Annotated in this window: 14 protein-coding genes; 4 read left to right on the forward strand and 10 right to left on the reverse strand. The window is 61.1% G+C overall.

What is annotated here, in order from left to right; translation table 11 throughout:
• Positions 1–226: 226 nt before the first annotated feature.
• From RL_RS31155 to RL_RS31190, 9 genes are all read right to left on the reverse strand, one after another.
• Positions 227–1,039, reverse strand: coding sequence for an ABC transporter ATP-binding protein (locus RL_RS31155; RefSeq protein WP_011655024.1), 813 nt, complete (start codon positions 1,037–1,039; stop codon positions 227–229).
• The gene (locus RL_RS31160) at positions 1,036–2,025 is read right to left on the reverse strand and encodes an ABC transporter ATP-binding protein (RefSeq protein WP_003548893.1); all 990 of its coding nucleotides are present in this window, start codon (positions 2,023–2,025) and stop codon (positions 1,036–1,038) included. The genes RL_RS31155 and RL_RS31160 overlap by 4 nt, the downstream gene beginning before the upstream one ends.
• A gap of 1 nt (position 2,026) precedes the next feature.
• Complete coding sequence (locus tag RL_RS31165; RefSeq protein ID WP_011655025.1) at positions 2,027–2,884, reverse strand: ABC transporter permease; 858 nt, start codon at positions 2,882–2,884, stop codon at positions 2,027–2,029.
• A gap of 3 nt (positions 2,885–2,887) precedes the next feature.
• Complete coding sequence (locus tag RL_RS31170) at positions 2,888–3,892, reverse strand: ABC transporter permease (protein WP_003548897.1); 1,005 nt, start codon at positions 3,890–3,892, stop codon at positions 2,888–2,890.
• A 113-nt stretch (positions 3,893–4,005) separates the two neighbouring features.
• Positions 4,006–5,910: an ABC transporter substrate-binding protein gene (locus tag RL_RS31175; protein ID WP_011655026.1), complete on the reverse strand. Its 1,905-nt coding sequence runs from the start codon at positions 5,908–5,910 to the stop codon at positions 4,006–4,008.
• Positions 5,911–6,222: 312 nt separating this feature from the next.
• On the reverse strand, positions 6,223–7,731 hold the full coding sequence (locus RL_RS31180; protein ID WP_011655027.1) for an alpha-N-arabinofuranosidase: 1,509 nt from the start codon (positions 7,729–7,731) through the stop codon (positions 6,223–6,225).
• Between the two features lie 210 nt (positions 7,732–7,941).
• Positions 7,942–8,868, reverse strand: coding sequence for an ArsR/SmtB family transcription factor (locus tag RL_RS31185; RefSeq protein ID WP_011655028.1), 927 nt, complete (start codon positions 8,866–8,868; stop codon positions 7,942–7,944).
• Between the two features lie 157 nt (positions 8,869–9,025).
• Positions 9,026–9,151 carry a hypothetical protein gene (locus tag RL_RS41070; RefSeq protein ID WP_261315805.1) on the reverse strand — a complete coding sequence of 42 codons (126 nt, stop codon included), beginning with the start codon at positions 9,149–9,151 and terminating at the stop codon, positions 9,026–9,028.
• Positions 9,152–9,269: 118 nt separating this feature from the next.
• On the reverse strand, positions 9,270–10,559 hold the full coding sequence (locus RL_RS31190) for a cytochrome-c peroxidase (RefSeq protein WP_041936900.1): 1,290 nt from the start codon (positions 10,557–10,559) through the stop codon (positions 9,270–9,272).
• Between the two features lie 199 nt (positions 10,560–10,758).
• Here RL_RS31190 and RL_RS31195 point away from each other — a divergent pair, with 199 nt between their 5' ends.
• On the forward strand, positions 10,759–12,303 hold the full coding sequence (locus RL_RS31195) for an acid phosphatase (protein ID WP_011655030.1): 1,545 nt from the start codon (positions 10,759–10,761) through the stop codon (positions 12,301–12,303).
• Between the two features lie 101 nt (positions 12,304–12,404).
• On the opposite strand, the gene RL_RS31200 is transcribed toward RL_RS31195, so the two are convergent.
• A complete protein-coding gene (locus tag RL_RS31200; RefSeq protein WP_011655031.1) occupies positions 12,405–13,163 on the reverse strand; it encodes an IclR family transcriptional regulator in 759 nt (252 codons plus the stop codon).
• 262 nt (positions 13,164–13,425) lie between these two features.
• Between RL_RS31200 and RL_RS31205 the strand changes: the two genes are divergently transcribed.
• The 3 genes from RL_RS31205 to pcaF are packed head-to-tail and all read left to right on the forward strand — an operon-like array spanning position 13,426 to position 16,034.
• Positions 13,426–14,133 (forward strand): 3-oxoacid CoA-transferase subunit A, encoded by a 708-nt coding sequence (locus RL_RS31205; protein ID WP_011655032.1) that lies wholly within the window; start codon positions 13,426–13,428, stop codon positions 14,131–14,133.
• Positions 14,130–14,819, forward strand: a complete 690-nt coding sequence (locus RL_RS31210) for a 3-oxoacid CoA-transferase subunit B (protein ID WP_011655033.1) — start codon at positions 14,130–14,132, stop codon at positions 14,817–14,819. Before RL_RS31205 ends, RL_RS31210 begins: the two co-directional genes overlap by 4 nt.
• Before the next feature lie 9 nt (positions 14,820–14,828).
• Positions 14,829–16,034, forward strand: coding sequence for a 3-oxoadipyl-CoA thiolase (pcaF, locus tag RL_RS31215; RefSeq protein WP_011655034.1), 1,206 nt, complete (start codon positions 14,829–14,831; stop codon positions 16,032–16,034).
• Positions 16,035–16,097: the final 63 nt, after the last annotated feature.

Consider the following 16,097-nt stretch of genomic DNA (forward strand, 5'->3'; position numbering starts at 1 on the left):
GTTGAGGCGCGTCAGCGGTTCAGCTCCAATCAAGGCGCCCGGTTTCCCAGCCACCTCTTCAAATTTCCGCCGCTGGACCACACGGTTGCTTATGAGCGGTGCTGGCTTGCCGGCCGCTGTCGTTGGGTGATTTGAGCGAATGAGCCGCGTTTCTCTCGTCGCCCATCACGAAGAGATCGCGCCGAGTGACGGACGCGGTTTAATTGCCGCATCTTGCCCGCTGCGCTTACGTCGCCGCGCTAAAATCGGCCGCCAGCACCGCGTCCTTCAGCGCCTGCGAATACGGATGCCGCGGGTTGTCCAACACGGCCCGGGCCTGTCCGCGCTCGACGATTTCGCCTTTGCGCATGATGATGATGTTGTCGCTGATGTAATAGGCGGTGGCGAGGTCGTGGGTGATGTAGACGATGGAAAGACCGAGCTCGTTTTTCAAGCGGCCAAAGAGATTGACGATGGCCATGCGCAGCGATGCGTCAACCATGGAGACCGGTTCATCGGCCACCAGCAGGCGGGGTTGCGGGATCAGTGCGCGGGCAATGGCGACGCGCTGAAGCTGGCCGCCCGACAATTCGTGGGGGAACCGGCCTTTCACTTCTTCAAGGGTCAGGCCGACATGGACGAGGGCTGCATCCGCCATCTTCTCCGCCTGCTGCCGGTCCGGCCGGTTTCCCGAGAACGAAAAATTGCGGGCCGTCTCGAAGAGATAACGGTCGACACGTTTCAGCGGGTTGAAGGCTTCGAAGGGGTTCTGCAGAACTGGCTGCACCTCCTTCATGAAAGCCTTGCGTTCGGATCTGCTATGGATGGCGACGGTCCTGCCGCTGAATTGAAGCTCGCCTTCCGTCGGTTCGGTCTGGCCGAGGATCATCGCCGCGATCGTCGATTTTCCCGAGCCGGATTCTCCGACGATCGAGAGGATCTCCGGCTCCGCTCCCAGTTCGAAGCTGACGTCCTTGACCGCCGTAATCAGCCGCCGGCCGAGCATGCCGCCCTGCCTATAGACTTTCGTAACATGCGAGAGGCTAAGAAGAGCGCTCAAACCTGATCTCCCGTAACGGCAAAACACGCCACGCGCCGCTGCGGCTCGACGGTGACCAGCGGCGGAACCTTCTGCGAGCAAATCTCCATCCGTTTCGGACAGCGCGGGTGAAACCGGCAGCCTTCCGGCGGCATGGCGAGGTTCGGCGGACGCCCCTCCAGCGACGGGCGGGCCGTCGCATCGCCGATGCGCGGCAGGCTGCCGACGAGGTGCTGCGTATAGGGGTGGAGCGGCATGTTGAAGAGTTTGGCGGTCGGCGCTTCCTCGACAAGACGCCCGGCATAGACAATGCCGATGCGGTCGGAGACCGTCGCGTGAACCCCCATGTCATGGGTGACGAACAGGAAGGACGAGCCCATCTCGCGCTGGATTTCGCGGATCATTGACAGCACGTCGCGCTGAACGATCACGTCGAGCGCGGTCGTCGGTTCGTCGGCGATGATGAATTCCGGCGTCAGGATGGTGGCCAGCGCGATGGTCATGCGCTGGCGCATGCCGCCTGACAATTCGTGGGGATAGGCGTCGAGCAGGTGCGGATCGAGCTTCAGCCGCTGCAGATGGGTGGCGACCCTTTCCAAAAAGACCGGGCCGCTGACCTTCATGTGGCGAAAGGCGAAATCGGTGAAGGAATGCCGGATCCGGCGCACCGGATTGAGCACGTTCATCGAGCCCTGCATGATATAGGACAGATGCTTCCAGCGTAGCGCCAGCCGATCCTCCGGCTTCATCGCGTAGATATCCTGGGTGCCGCCGTCGAAATGGAATGTCACTTTCCCTGACACGACCCTCAGCGGCGGCCGGATCGCGCCGGCGATGGTCTTGATCAAGGTCGTCTTGCCGCTGCTCGATTCACCGGCGACGCCATAGACCTCGCCGCGGGCGATGGTCAGGCTGATATCGTCGACGGCGCGCACCTCGCGATCGACGCCGTAGAGGAAGGCACGGTAATAGGCTTTCAGGTTCTCAATTTCGACCAAAGGATCCATACTAATTTCCCATCCGGTTCAGCCGGCTGCGCGGATCATTGTATTCGTTCATCGACATGGACAGCAGGAAGAGCGCCAGGAAGAGGACGACGATGACCGCGACGGGGGCGGCCACCCACCACCATATGCCTGATATCAGCGCCGAATGCGCATTGGCCCAATAGATCATCATGCCCATGGTCGGCGTCTCGATATCGGTGAAGCCCAGCACCGACAGGGTGATCTCCATGCCGATCGACCAGATCATGTTGTTCATCGTGGTGGCGAAGACGATCGGCAGAACATAGGGCAGGTGCTCCTCGACGAGGATCTTGCGCATGCTCATACCGGAATACACGCTCTGCGTGGTGAAGGATCTCGTCTTCAGGCTGATCGCCACCGACCGGATGAGGCGTGCGTCATAGGACCAGCCGAGCGAGGCCATGATGAGGATCAGCGCCGTCCAGGTCATGCTGTCCTTCAGCACGAAGTAGAACAGGATCAGCAGCGGAAATTGCGGGATGACCATGACGCTGTCGTTGATGGCCATCAGCACCCGGTCGACCGTGCCGCCGGCATAGCCGGCGACGAGGCCGACGACCAGCGAAATGATGCGTGAAATGAAGGCGACGCCGATGCCGAAAAACAGGGTGTTCCTGAGCGCGGTCGTCAATTGCCAGAAAACGTCCTGGCCGCGCGACGTCGTGCCGAGCCAGTATTCGCCATCCGGCGGCATATCGGGCGGCAGAAGGTAGATGTCGGTCGCGCCGTAGGGCGAGAAATAGGACATGATGACCAGGCCGACGATGACGGCAAAGAGCAGCAGGCCGCAGAGGAATTCCATATTCTGGCGCGCGAGGTCGCGGACGATCGTAAACATGCTCTATTCCACCTTGATGCGCGGATCGATCAGCGGGCTCAAAATGTCGATGATGAAGACGGCGGCGGCAACGCCGACGATCGACAATGCGCTGAGGCCGAGCACCAGGCTGTAGTCGCCGGCATGCACCGCTTCGATCAGCAGGTTGCCGATGCCCGGATAGCCGAAGACGATTTCGGTGATGACCGTGCCGTTGAAGATCGCCCCGAGCGACATGGCAAGCCCGGTGAATTGCGGCACCATGGCATTGCGGGCGATATAGGAGCGCAGGATCTTCCGCTTCGGAACGCCGCCAAGCTCGGCGAAGACGACGTAATCCTCGGTGATGATGTTGGAAACGAGGGCGCGCATGCCGATCAGCCAGCTGCCGGCGCCGACCATGATCAGCGACAAGGCCGGCAGGATCGAGTGTTTCAGGATATCGAGGACCAGGGCAAAGGAGAGGTCCAGATTGGCGTTCATCTCGTAGCCGCCATTGATCGGCAGCACCGGCCAGAGATAGCCGAACACAATCAGAAGCACGAAGGCCAGAATGTAATAGGGAATGGGAAGCAGGGCGATGAAGACGAGGCTGACGGCCTTCAGCACCATGTCCTTGCGGTAATAGCCGGCGAGCGCGCCGATCGCATTGCCGAGCACGAAGGTGATCAGCGTCGACACCGTCATCAGCCCGATGGTCCAGGGCAGGGACCGCAGGATGATGGTGGAAACGGGTGTGGGAAAAGCCGACAGCGAGGGACCGAGATCACCGGTCGCAAGCCGCAGCCAGAAATGGAGGTATTGCTGCCAGATCGAGCCCTCCATGCCGTAAAGCTCGCGAAGCGACTGGCGCATCAGTTCGATCGCATTCGGGTCGGACTGCCCCATCTGGGTGATGGCGCCTATGCTTTCTTCGACCGGATCGATCGGGGTCAGGTGGGTGACGAAGAATGTGATGGTCACGCCAAGAAACACGACAAGCAGAAACTGACCGAACCGCTTCAGCACAAAGATCAGATAGGACGTCATAGGGCGGTGGTTCCTCTCTGGTTCCCTTCATCAAGTGGAAAGGATCGACGGACATGCCACATGCCCGTCGATTAGGGGGCCGGCGCGCAACACTCGCGCCGGCGTTGGGAGGATTATTTCGGTTGTGCCGGCTTCAGCTTGACCATCATCAGCCTGGAGTTGGCCCAATTCGGCACCGGATCGGTATAGGGATCTGATATCGTCGGATAACCGGTCCAATAGGTCGTATCCATCGAGGTGAAGACGTTATACGACATCAGCGGGATCGTCGGCATTTCGCGGGCGACCAGCTTCAGATAATCCTTGCCGAGCTCGACGCCCTTCGGATCGTCGGCGCTGATGCCGCGGATGCTTTCGATGATCTTGTCGAGCTCCGGATTGCTCCAGCGCTGCCAGTTGCGCGGCGGCTGATTGTCACCCTTCTTGGCCACGAACTGCGAGTGCCAGCTGTCGAGGAAGAACGACAGATCGGGATCGCCGCCCCAGGTTTCGACGCTCCAGGCAATCGCCACCTGGAAATCGCCGGGCTGGAGCGCCACCTGCCACAGTTTCGCGGCCGGCACGGCTTTGGCGTCAATACCGAAAGCGGCCCATTGCTGTGCGATCAGCGTTCCGGCCCGGGTGAAGACGGAGCGGGTGTCACCCTCGACCGTCATCCGGACTTTGAACGGCTGTCCATCAGGGGTCAGCCATTTGCCGCCGGATTTCTTGAAGCCTGCCTTCTCCAGCAGTTCGCCGGCAGCCTTCGGATCCGGTTTCCACCAGCCATAGCCGAAGGCACCGCTGATCGCCTCCGGGTCGGTCGGGATCTGGTCCTTGAACTTCGGCTGCTTGCGCAGGATATCGGCGATCTGTTGCCCGACCGTCGGGTCATAAGGCTTGATCTTGCTCTTGCCGGTATCGATCTCGAAATTCTTCAGCCAATCCTGCATCGGCGCCTGATAGTCCTTCATCGTGGCCGCCGTCGGCGGCACGCCGAGCGCCGACAGCGTCGCTGCCCCGCGATAGCTCGCCATGTCAACCGCCTTGATGTCGATCAGCAGGGCAAGCGCCCAGCGCACATCGGCGTTGTCGAAGGGCGGCTCCTGGGTATTGAAGATCACCGCCGGAAGTGTCGGATCCGGATGGGCGAAGGGGAAGCCCGGGAACCAGGTCTCGATCGACTTGGATTTTTCCTTCAGCGTGAACATGCCCTCGGGCGTGTTGTCGTGAATGATATCGAGATTATGCTCGAGCTGAGCGATGGTGCGTTTATCCGGCGGGCCGGGATCGGCATAGGTTACATATTTCGGGGCCGGCTCGCCGAAGCGGGCAAGCGATGTCCGCTGCCAGTCGTCGCGCTTCTCCCAGGTATACCACTTGCCCTGCGGGTCGTAGGACTTGAGCTTGTAGGCGCCGAGCGAAACGGGATTGGCGAAATCATAACGAAGCGGATCTTCGACTTTCTCGAAGACATGCTTGGGCATGATCCAGGCGCCGTTCCAGCGAACGGTGAAAATGGCGTGGAAGCGCGAATTGGGCTTCTTCAGCTTGAACACCACAGTCGAGGGGTCGGTCGCCTCGACGCTTGCCACCTGCACCGAGAAGGCAGCACTCCAGACCATGCCGGGGTGATCCATCTGCGTCTTGACGGTGTAGACCACGTCGTCTGCCGTGAACTCCACGCCGTCGCTCCAGAAGAGCCCCTTGCGCAGTTTCACGGTCATCTCGGTGAAGTCGGCATTATATTGCGGCTTGTCGGCAGCCAGAGAATTGTCCCAGGTCGCGCCGCCAAGTCCTTGTTCGGGGTCGATATACCAGAGCGTATCCATGGTCAGCTGCTGCAGGCCGGTCGATACGCCGCCGCCGCCATTGACCCAGATGTTGAACCAGCCGGGATTTTTGATCGTCCCTTCCGGATTTTCGACGATGAGCGTCTCCTTGCGCGGCAAGGAGGTGTAGTCATCGGCCTTGGCCGTCGCTGTCAGGCCGAGTGCGGCCAGCGCGACGCCAAATGCGAGCCTCTTCCACTGTTGCATGAACTCCTCCCTAGAAAGCGACGATACGGCGGCCGCAAGGGCACGCATGGGCACGTCGCGGTTGTCGGTTCGCAGAGGCATCAGGACTTAAACAGTCAGGTCCGGGACCTCAGCGAACCATCTCTCCGGCTCCCTGCCTCCTCGCAGCGAGCCGAATATCCCAGAGCATGATGCCGAAAAGTGTCAGCGGTTTTCGGACGACATCATGCTCTAACTCTTTAATTTAGAACAGGATTCAGACTTTAGGCCGACCCGGCCTAAAATCATCCTGTTCTAGCCGGGGCGCCCCAATGGGCTACCCGGCGGTAGCTGTCACACCGACAGCCGGATGACGTTGTAGGAGAACGGTTTCAGCGCCGCCCGCAGCCGTCCATCCTCGATCTTTCCACTCTCGACGTTGACGGGGGCGACCGTCTTCGGCCGCGCTGCCGTGTTGACGGCTTCCAGGTCGCCGTGGGTCATCTCCACCTGCTCGACCACCCGGGCATTTGCGAACCCTTCCAGCCGCACATCGAGATCGAGCGCCGTGCTCGGATGGCGGTTGACGGCAAAGAAGGTCAAGGTCTTGCCGTCCTCGGAATGGACTGCCGATACGTCGAGATAGGGGACGTCGTTCTCCTCGTCGCTGTCATAGGTCGGGCCATCGACGACCAACTGCAGCGCCGTTCCACGGCCATATCTGGAGGCGTAGTAGAACGGGTAATAGATGGTCTGGCGCCAGGCAGCGCCGCCGTCCTCGGTCATGATCGGGGCGATGACGTTGACGAGCTGCGCGATGCAGGCGATGCGCACCCGGTCGGAGCGACGGATGAAGGTATTCAAGATGCCGCCGACCTGTAGCACGTCCTCGAAATTATAGATGTCTTCCAAGAGATGCGGCGCATCCGGCCATTCGTCGCGCGCCAGGATCTCCTTGTCCTGCTGGTTGGAATGATACCAGACATTCCATTCGTCGAAGGAAATGCCAATCGTCTTCTTCGAGCGTTTTTTCGCCTTGATGTAGTCGATCACGCCGCCGATCGTGGTGATGTAGCGGTCGAGCTTCGTCGCGCGGGCGAGATAGTTGAGGGTATTTTTCTCGCGGTTGGCAAAATACATATGCAGCGAGATATGGTCGGCGCTGTCATAGCACTGCTCGAGAACCTGGGCCTCCCACTCGGGATAGGTCTTCATGTCGGAATTGGATGAGCCGCAGACCACGAGTTCGAGTGACTTGTCGAAGCCGCGCATGGCCTTCGCCGTCTCATCCGCCAGCCGGCCATATTCATAGGCCGACTTGTGGCCGACCTGCCAGGGACCATCCATCTCGTTGCCGAGGCACCACAATTTGACATCGTGCGGATTGGACCAGCCGTGTTTGCGGCGCAGATCAGACCAGTAGGTGCCGCCGGGATGATTGCAATATTCGAGGAAATTGCGGGCGGCATCCAGGCCGCGTGATCCGAGATTGACGGCGAGCATCGGCTTGGTATTCGCCTTGTTGCACCAGTCGACGAATTCGTTGACGCCGATCTGGTTTGCTTCGCGGGTGCGCCAGGCAAGGTCGAGGCGCACCGGGCGCTCGGCACGCGGGCCAACGCCGTCTTCCCAATTATAGGCCGAGACGAAGTTGCCGCCGGGATAGCGGCAGTATGGGGTGTCGAGCTCACGGACGAGATCGAGGACATCCTGGCGGAATCCGTCCTCGTCGGCCGTCGGGTGTCCGGGCTCATAAATGCCCCCGTAGATCGCCCTGCCGAGATGCTCGAGAAATGAACTGTAGAGCCTGGAATCAATGGTCGCGATGCGGAAATCGCGGTGAACCACAACGTTCGTCTTCAACGGATCCTCCCGTTTATATATCAAATATTTTGTTTTCTTGCCTCTAACTTGATATCAGGAATGTTGTTCTGTCAACCAAGTTGCGGCTTTAATCATACTAATATGGATTTCAAAGAAAAATGTTTTATTTCAGTTGTTTCTGCGATTTTGACGACGACGGAAACTGGAAAGAATCGTGATATTTAAATCAAGATTTCCGATTTTGATTTTTCAGACATGCAGCCGCATGATGATATCGCGTCCGTGATTTCCGAAGCCGCGGCCGAAAATATTGACGCCACCGGTATGGCCGGCATTTTCTGCGATGCCGACCCGGAGCCGGATGGAGGAATGCTGGGCAAGGGCAAGATCGCTGAGCGTGACATTCGAGGCGGCGATACCGTCGATGAAGGTTCCGCGCGTGGAAATCCGCCAGGTCTTCATCATCCCATATTGCGAGCCCTCGAGCTTCCACCATGCCGGCGTGAAGGCGCCGCGCTTGTCGCCATAGTCGCCGGGAGACGTCCAGGTTCCGATCGCCATTCCATTGACCCAGAGGGTTATGTCAGACGGCCAGTCCGGATTGGTGCCCGGCACTTCCGACGACAGCTCCAGCGAAAACTCGATGGCGCGGATATCCTTGTTCAACACCTTGGCATTGTTGGGGAATTTATATTCCACATATCCCCTGCCGAACCAGACGAGCCCGGCCTGCATGCGCTGCGGATCGAGAAAATAGTCGGGGACATCGAGAGGACCGATGACGCTCTCGGTGGAGCAAAGACCACATGGCGCATGGACGTCACAACTGGTGTAGAGCCCGACCGGCATCTCGACTTCGATGATATTGTTGGCCCTTTGGGCCGCACTTTCCTCAAAGCTGATCAGAATTTCGCTATAGATTGCCGAGCAGATCTTCTGGTTTCCCTTGCGGGCCTTCGTCAGCTGGGAATCGACAAGCCGGGCATCTTCCAAGATCTGGATCCCGGTGGCGACAGTCGATTGAGGAAGAGAAAGGGCACGCGCGATATCGTTGATATTCATCGGCCCTTTGGCGCAGAGCAGCTTGAGCATCTCGAGCCGCGCCGGCGCCGAAAGCGCGCGTATCGCATCATTATTCTCGCCGGCAGCAATCGTCAAAAACGAGCGTTCCATCATTCCCCCACCATTTCCGATGAAATGATGTATATCGGAAATTATGATACATCAAGTGGGAATGCTTCGCCGGATTGTAGGATAGCGGCCCCGGTTTCAACCCGCCATGAATGAACGTGAAGTCCTTCCGACTTCCGATATGACAGTGGTATCGGGATCGTTACGCGTCAAACTCCGGCGCGTCTCGGATCGGCTGGCGGGGTGGAATTGCGAGCTCAATTCCCCCGATCGATCGCAAGCGGGCGCGAATGGCATCGGCGAGATTCCGGATCGTCATGCTGGCCATCGCTACCTCCATTCGTCAATGACGCATATGAAACATTGCATATTCTCAAGCAATGACCGAGATGCGTTTCCGTCCTCAGCCTGGCAGGTCCACAACAAGAGTGGTCCGCCGGCCCGGGTCAATGCCCGGTCGCATCAGATTGCAGGTCGGCATCGGTCAGGGTTCCGAGGAAAGCGACGATGTCGTCGATCTCGGGATCGGTGAGGGCGGGCGCATCGCCCGGCTTCCTGCCGAAGGGCGGGTCCTGGTTGAGATTGTCCCAATAGGCCTGCGGCAGGTCGTCATATCTACGGACCGTGCCGTCTGAGTTTTTCGGATACCAGCGGCCGGGATCGCTGTCGCGCGTCGCGTAGAAGGAGACGACGTCGCGCAGCGAGTGGAAATAGCCATTGTGGAAGAAGCTCTTCTTCAGCGAGACATTGCGCAGCGTCGGGGTGCGGAACAGGCCGCAATATTCGCTGCGTCCGGCAAAGTCGGTACGCTGCGGGCCGCAAAGACCGAGATCATGATAGTTGGGATCACTGTTGGCCGGGATCGCCATGTTGCGCGGTGCGGCAAGCCCGAGGAAGCCGAAATCTGAAAATTGCGGCGGCTCGCCGTCATTGGCGGGTTCGCTTAAGTGACAGCTTGAGCAGTTGCCCTTGGCGGGGTCCTCGAACAGTTGCCGTCCGTGCAACTCCTGCGCTGTCAGCGTCGCCTTGCCGGCGAGAAAGGCGTCGTAGCGGCTGGAATAGGGATAGAAATCCGGGCCGCTCTGTTCGAAGGTGGCGAGCGCCTCGGCAGCGGCATCGAAGGCGTCCTTAGGATTGTCGAACACGGTGGCGCCGAAGGCTGCCTTGATGTCGTCGGCATAGGCGGCTTTTCGCAGCTTCGCCACCACCTCGGCCGCATCCTTGTTGCCCATCTCGAAGGGCGAGAGCAGCGGGATCTTCGCCTGATCGGCGCCGTGATCGACCCGGCCGTCCCAAGTCAGGCCGCCCGTCGGGCCATTGTCGACGCTTTCGTCGCCCTCGTCCTCGGAATCGTAATAATGCTCGGTGAAAGCAGGCACCGATTGCAGATAGCGCAGCGTCGGAACGGCGCGCAGGCCCGGCTGGTCCCCATGTTCGCCGCCCATCTCGACCGGCATGGCCGATGCCGGGCTGAAGGCATGACTGGGATCATGGCAGGACGCGCAGGCTTGAAGCCCCGAGGCCGACAGCGAGGGATCTGAGAATATCTTGCGGCCGAGCGCGGTGAGCATTTCTGCCCGGGCGAAGGCTTCCGTGCGCGACATCGGTCCTGGATGTAGGCCGACGGCGGTCGCCGCGCTGCTTTGCCGCAGGGGAAGAAGGGCAAGACAGAGCGCCGTTGTTGCCATGCTGACGGCCAGGCCGGACCGCACAAGCCAGATGGTCTTGATTGTCATGATAAGGATTCCAATAGCTTAAGACTGGTTTCCTCCATGATCGAACCTCGTTGCAACAAATTGATGACGGCTAGTCCCTGCGGCATCACGGCAACCCCTGATGTCACAAAGTTGATAGACGGCCGGAATAGCGTCCGAACGCCCCCCGAGCGTTCTTCGCTCCCTCTAGCCAACGCCCCCTAGCCATGAGGTACCACCCGTGAAAAGACTGAAACTCCTCCATTCGATCTATCTCGCCGGATCGGCCATCGTGCCGTTTGCCCTGGCGACGGCAGCCCATGCGGCGCCCGCCGGTTACGACAAGATCGACAATGTCGTCGTCATTTATGCCGAAAACCGCAGCTTCGATAATCTCTACGGCAGCTTTCCCGGCGTCGACGGGCTCTCGAACGCGACCGCCGATCGCGCCCGCCAGCTCGATCGCGACGGCCAGCCGCTGTCCGAACTGCCGCCGGCCTGGGGCGGCCTCACCGCCAAGGGTGTGACGCCTGCCGTCACCGAGGCGCAGTCGGCCCATCTTGCCAACGCCGCCTTCGCGATCGACGATCCCAAGGGCTTCGCAGAGGCGCCTTCGGTCATCACCCGCGACCTCTGGCACCGCTTCTACCAGGAGCAGATGCAGATCGACGGCGGCAAGAACGACAAGTTCGTCGCCTGGGCCGATTCCGGCAGCCTGGTGATGGGCCATTACGACGGCTCCATCCTGCCGATGTGGCACGTCGCCAAGAAATACGTCATTGCCGACAATTTCTTCCAGGGCGCCTTCGGCGGTTCGTTCCTCAACCATTTCGCACTGGTCTGCGCCTGCACGCCCTATTATCCGGATGCCGACAAGAGCCCGGCCAAGCCGACCATCGCCAAGGTGGACGCGGACGGCACGTCGCTGACGGTCGCGGAAAACGCCCCGAAGTCGGCGCTGGAGGGCGCACCGAAATTCGTCTCCGACGGGAACCTGACGCCCGACTTCTACGCCGTCAACACCATGCAGCCGCCCTACCAGCCGAGCGCCAATCCGCCGGCCAAGAACGGCGATCCGGCCTATGCCGATCCCGCCGCCGCAACGACGCTGCCGCCGCAGCATGAAATCACCATCGGCGACCTCATGTCGCTGAAGGGCGTCAGCTGGGCCTGGTATAGCGGCGCCTGGCAGGCAGTCCTTGACGGCAAGAATGCCACGCCGGTACCGAACTTCCAGTTCCATCACCAGCCCTTCAACTATTTCGCCAATTTTGCGCCCGGCACCCCGGCGCGTTCCGAGCATCTGAAAGACGGCGGCCTTGGCGGCGAAGCCTTCCTCAGGGATATCGACGACGGCAAGCTGCCGGCGGTTTCCTTCTACAAGCCGCAGGGCAACCTCAACGAACATGGCGGTTATGCCGATGTTTCTAGCGGCGACCAGCATCTTGCCGATATCGTTTCCCACCTAGAGAAGAGCCCGCAATGGGGCCATATGCTCGTCATCGTCACCTATGACGAGAATGGCGGCTTCTGGGATCACGTTGCGCCGCCGAAGGCTGATCGCTGGGGCCCGGGCAACCGTATTCCCGCCTTCATTATCTCGCCTTTCGCCAAGGGCGGCATGGTCGATCATACCCAGTACGACACGACGTCGATCATCCGCTTCATCACTGCCCGTTACGATCTGCCGGTGCTGCCCGGCGTCATCGCCCGCGACAAGGCGCTGCGCAATAACGACCGGCCGCCGATGGGCGACCTGACCGCCGCGCTCGACCTGTCGCATTGATCGATTGCGAGCGGCCCCGGCACTGGCGGGGCCGCTCCATCTCTTATTTTACGCATTCCGGACGCAAAACCGCTGCGCACTTTTGCTGGAACTGCTTACCATCACCGCCGCAGCAGCGGCCGCAGCGCCGCCTGCGTTTCCTTCAGCAGCGGCAGATAGCGTTCCTTCATCTCCGCCGCTGGCACGAGAGCGGCCGGCGCGCCGATATTGATCGCCGCGACCGTTTCGCCGCGGTCGTTGTCGACAGGCACGGCGATGGAACAGAGGCCTATCTCCAGCTCCTGATCGATGATGGCGTAACCCTCAGTGCGGACGCGGCGGAATTCGGCGATCAGTTCGTCCGGATCGGTTTTCGTATTCGCAGTGTTTTGCTTCAGCTCGCTGCGGGCGAGGATGGCGCGTACCTCGCTCTCTGGAAGGGCTGCGAGCAGCACGCGGCCCATCGAGGCGCAGTAGGCGGGCAGGCGGCTGCCGGGGGTGAGGTTGATCGACATGACGCGGCGCTGCGAGGCGCGGGCGATATAGACGATGTCGGTGCCGTCGAGCACCGAAGCCGAGGCACTCTGGCCGGCCCTTTCCGAAAGATGATCGAGGTGCGGCTGCAGCAGCGCCGGCAGCGGCGTTGCCGAGAGATAGGCATGGCCTAGGCGCAGGATCTTCGGCGTCAGCGTGAAGAACTTGCCGTCATAATCGGCATATCCGAGCTCGGCGAGCGTCAGCAGCGAGCGGCGAACAGTGGCGCGGTCAAGCTCCGTCAGCTTGGCGGCCTCGGCGATCGAAAGCCGCTGCCGGGTTTCGCCGAAGGCTTCGATCACCTTCAGGCCGCGGGCAAAGCCGCTGACGAAATCCGTTTCGCGCATGGTGGGCTCCTGTGTTGGGGCTGTCTGTCTGAACGCATTCTATGGTGCTTCGCCCTTCGCGTGCGCTTTGGGCATTCGTCGCTGCAATCGATTCACTGGATCGATTGCTCGGGCTGCGCCCGATCACTCCATGTTGTGCGATATACGAACAAATGTCAAATATCGCACAAATATATTGTCGGTTGGCCCGCCGCGCTTTATGTCTACGGCAGAGGACGGGATGGAGAGCTCCCGACCGCATCTAGTCAAGGAGAGGTCTCGCATGGACAAGACAGTCGGGAGCACTGCGGAAGCCGTCTCTGAGATCGGGGATGGCGCGACCGTCATGATCGGTGGTTTTGGTGGCTCGGGCGCGCCGATCGAGCTTATTCATGCCTTGATCGACAAGGGCTCCAAGGGCCTCACCGTGATCAACAACAATGCCGGCAACGGGCGCATCGGTATCGCTGCGATGATCGATGCCGGCATGGTCAGAAAGATGATCTGCTCTTTCCCGCGTTCGTCGGATCCGCGCGCCTTCACGGATAAATATCTGGCCGGCGAAATCGAGCTCGAACTGGTGCCGCAGGGAACGCTTGCCGAGCGCATCCGCGCCGGCGGCGCCGGCATTCCGGCTTTCTATACGCCGACGGCCTACGGCACCGAACTTGCCAACGGCAAGGTCATCGCCGAATTCGACGGCCGCCATTACGTGCAGGAGCGCTGGCTGAAGGCCGACTTCGCGATCGTCAAGGCTGCGATCGGCGATATCCAGGGCAATCTCACCTACAACAAGGCCGGCCGCAACTTCAATCCGCTGATGTGCATGGCGGCGGCGAAAACCATCGTCCAGGTCTCATCCATCGTGCCGGCCGGCGGCATCGATCCCGAGCAGGTGGTGACACCAGGCATCTTCGTCGACCGCGTCGTCACTGTTCCCAATCCCCAGCAGGAAGAAGAGCTCATTCGAGCCGGAGTGGCCTACGTATGACCATCGACACCCGCGAAGACATCAAGCTTTCCAATGCGCAGATCGCCTGGCGCGCCGCGCAGGACATCGCCGACGGCGCCTATGTGAACCTCGGCATCGGCTTTCCCGAAATGGTGGCCCGTTATCAGCCGCCCGGCCGTCAGGCGATTTTTCACACCGAAAACGGCATCCTGAACTTCGGCGAGCCGCCGGCGGCAGGCGAGGAGGACTGGGATCTGATCAACGCCGGCAAGAAAGCGGTGACGCTGAAGCCGGGTGCTGCCTTCTTCCATCACGCCGACAGCTTCGCCATGGTGCGCGGCGGCCATCTCGACGTCGCGATCCTCGGCGCCTATCAGGTTGCCCAGAGCGGCGACCTCGCCAATTGGCGGGTGGGCAGCAAGGGTGTGCCGGCCGTCGGCGGCGCCATGGACCTCGTGCACGGCGCCAAGCAGGTCTGCGTCATTACCGAGCACGTCACCAAGACAGGCGAGCCGAAGCTGGTGGAGGCATGCACCTTCCCGCTGACCGGCGTCGCCTGCATCACCCGCGTCTATACGAGCCATGCCGTCATCGACATCGTCAAGGGACGCTTCGTCCTGCGCGAGAAGCTGGCCGCGATGTCGCAGGAGGAATTGCAGGCCATGACCGGCGCGCCGCTGCATGTCGAGGGCCTGGTTGCCGACCTCGTCGTGCCCAAACTCTGAGGAAAAGTCATGACCGAAGCCTTTATCTGCGACTATATCAGAACGCCGATCGGCCGCTTTGCCGGCTCGCTCTCCCAGGTGCGCGCCGACGACCTCGGCGCAATCCCGCTGAAGGCGCTGATGCAACGAAATGCCGCCGTCGATTGGGAAGCCGTCGACGACGTGATCTTCGGCTGCGCCAACCAGGCGGGCGAGGACAACCGCAATGTCGCGCGCATGTCGGCCCTGCTGGCCGGCCTGCCGATCGCCGTACCCGGCACGACGATCAACCGGCTCTGCGGCTCCGGCATGGATGCGGTGATCACGGCCGCACGCGCCATCCGCTCCGGCGAGGCCGAGCTGATGGTCGCCGGTGGCGTCGAGAGCATGTCGCGTGCGCCCTTCGTCATGCCGAAGGCCGAGACGGCCTTTTCACGCGCGGCTGAGATCCATGACACGACGATCGGCTGGCGCTTCGTCAACCCGCTGATGAAGAAGCAGTACGGCGTCGATTCCATGCCGGAGACCGGCGAGAATGTCGCCGAGGACTATCATGTCAGCCGCGAGGACCAGGATGCCTTCGCGGTGCGAAGCCAGGCGAAGGCCGCTGCCGCTCAGGCGAATGGACGGCTGGCGAAGGAGATCACGCCGGTGGTCATCCCGCAGCGCAAGGGCGATGCCGTTATCGTCGACAAGGACGAGCATCCGCGCGCAACGACGATCGAAACGCTGGCGAAACTCGCCACACCTTTCAAAAGGGAAGGCGGTACGGTGACAGCAGGCAATGCCTCCGGCGTCAATGACGGGGCGGCCGCACTGATCGTCGCCTCCGAAGCGGCGGCGCGAAAATACGGCCTGACGCCGATCGCCCGCATTCTCGGCGGCGCGGCTGCCGCGGTTCCGCCAAGAGTAATGGGTGTCGGGCCGATCCCGGCCTCGCGCAAGCTAATGGCACGGCTCGGCGTGACCGCGGATCAGTTCGACGTGATCGAACTCAACGAGGCCTTTGCCAGCCAGGGGCTAGCGGTGCTGCGCGCGCTCGGGATTGCCGACGATGACGCGCGCGTAAACCGCAATGGCGGCGCCATTGCGCTCGGCCATCCGCTTGGCATGTCGGGCGCACGCATCACCGGCACGGCAGCGCTCGAGCTTCTGGAGACCGGCGGAAAATACTCGCTGTCGACCATGTGCATCGGCGTCGGGCAGGGGATTGCAATCGCACTTGAAAGGGTTTGAGGTCGGGACGCTTCCAGCTTTTGCCGGAGGCTGCCGACCCGTTGCGCGGCGTGCCCGGTTTCG

It is taken from the genome of Rhizobium johnstonii 3841 (genome assembly GCF_000009265.1).
GTDB lineage: Bacteria > Pseudomonadota > Alphaproteobacteria > Rhizobiales > Rhizobiaceae > Rhizobium > Rhizobium acaciae.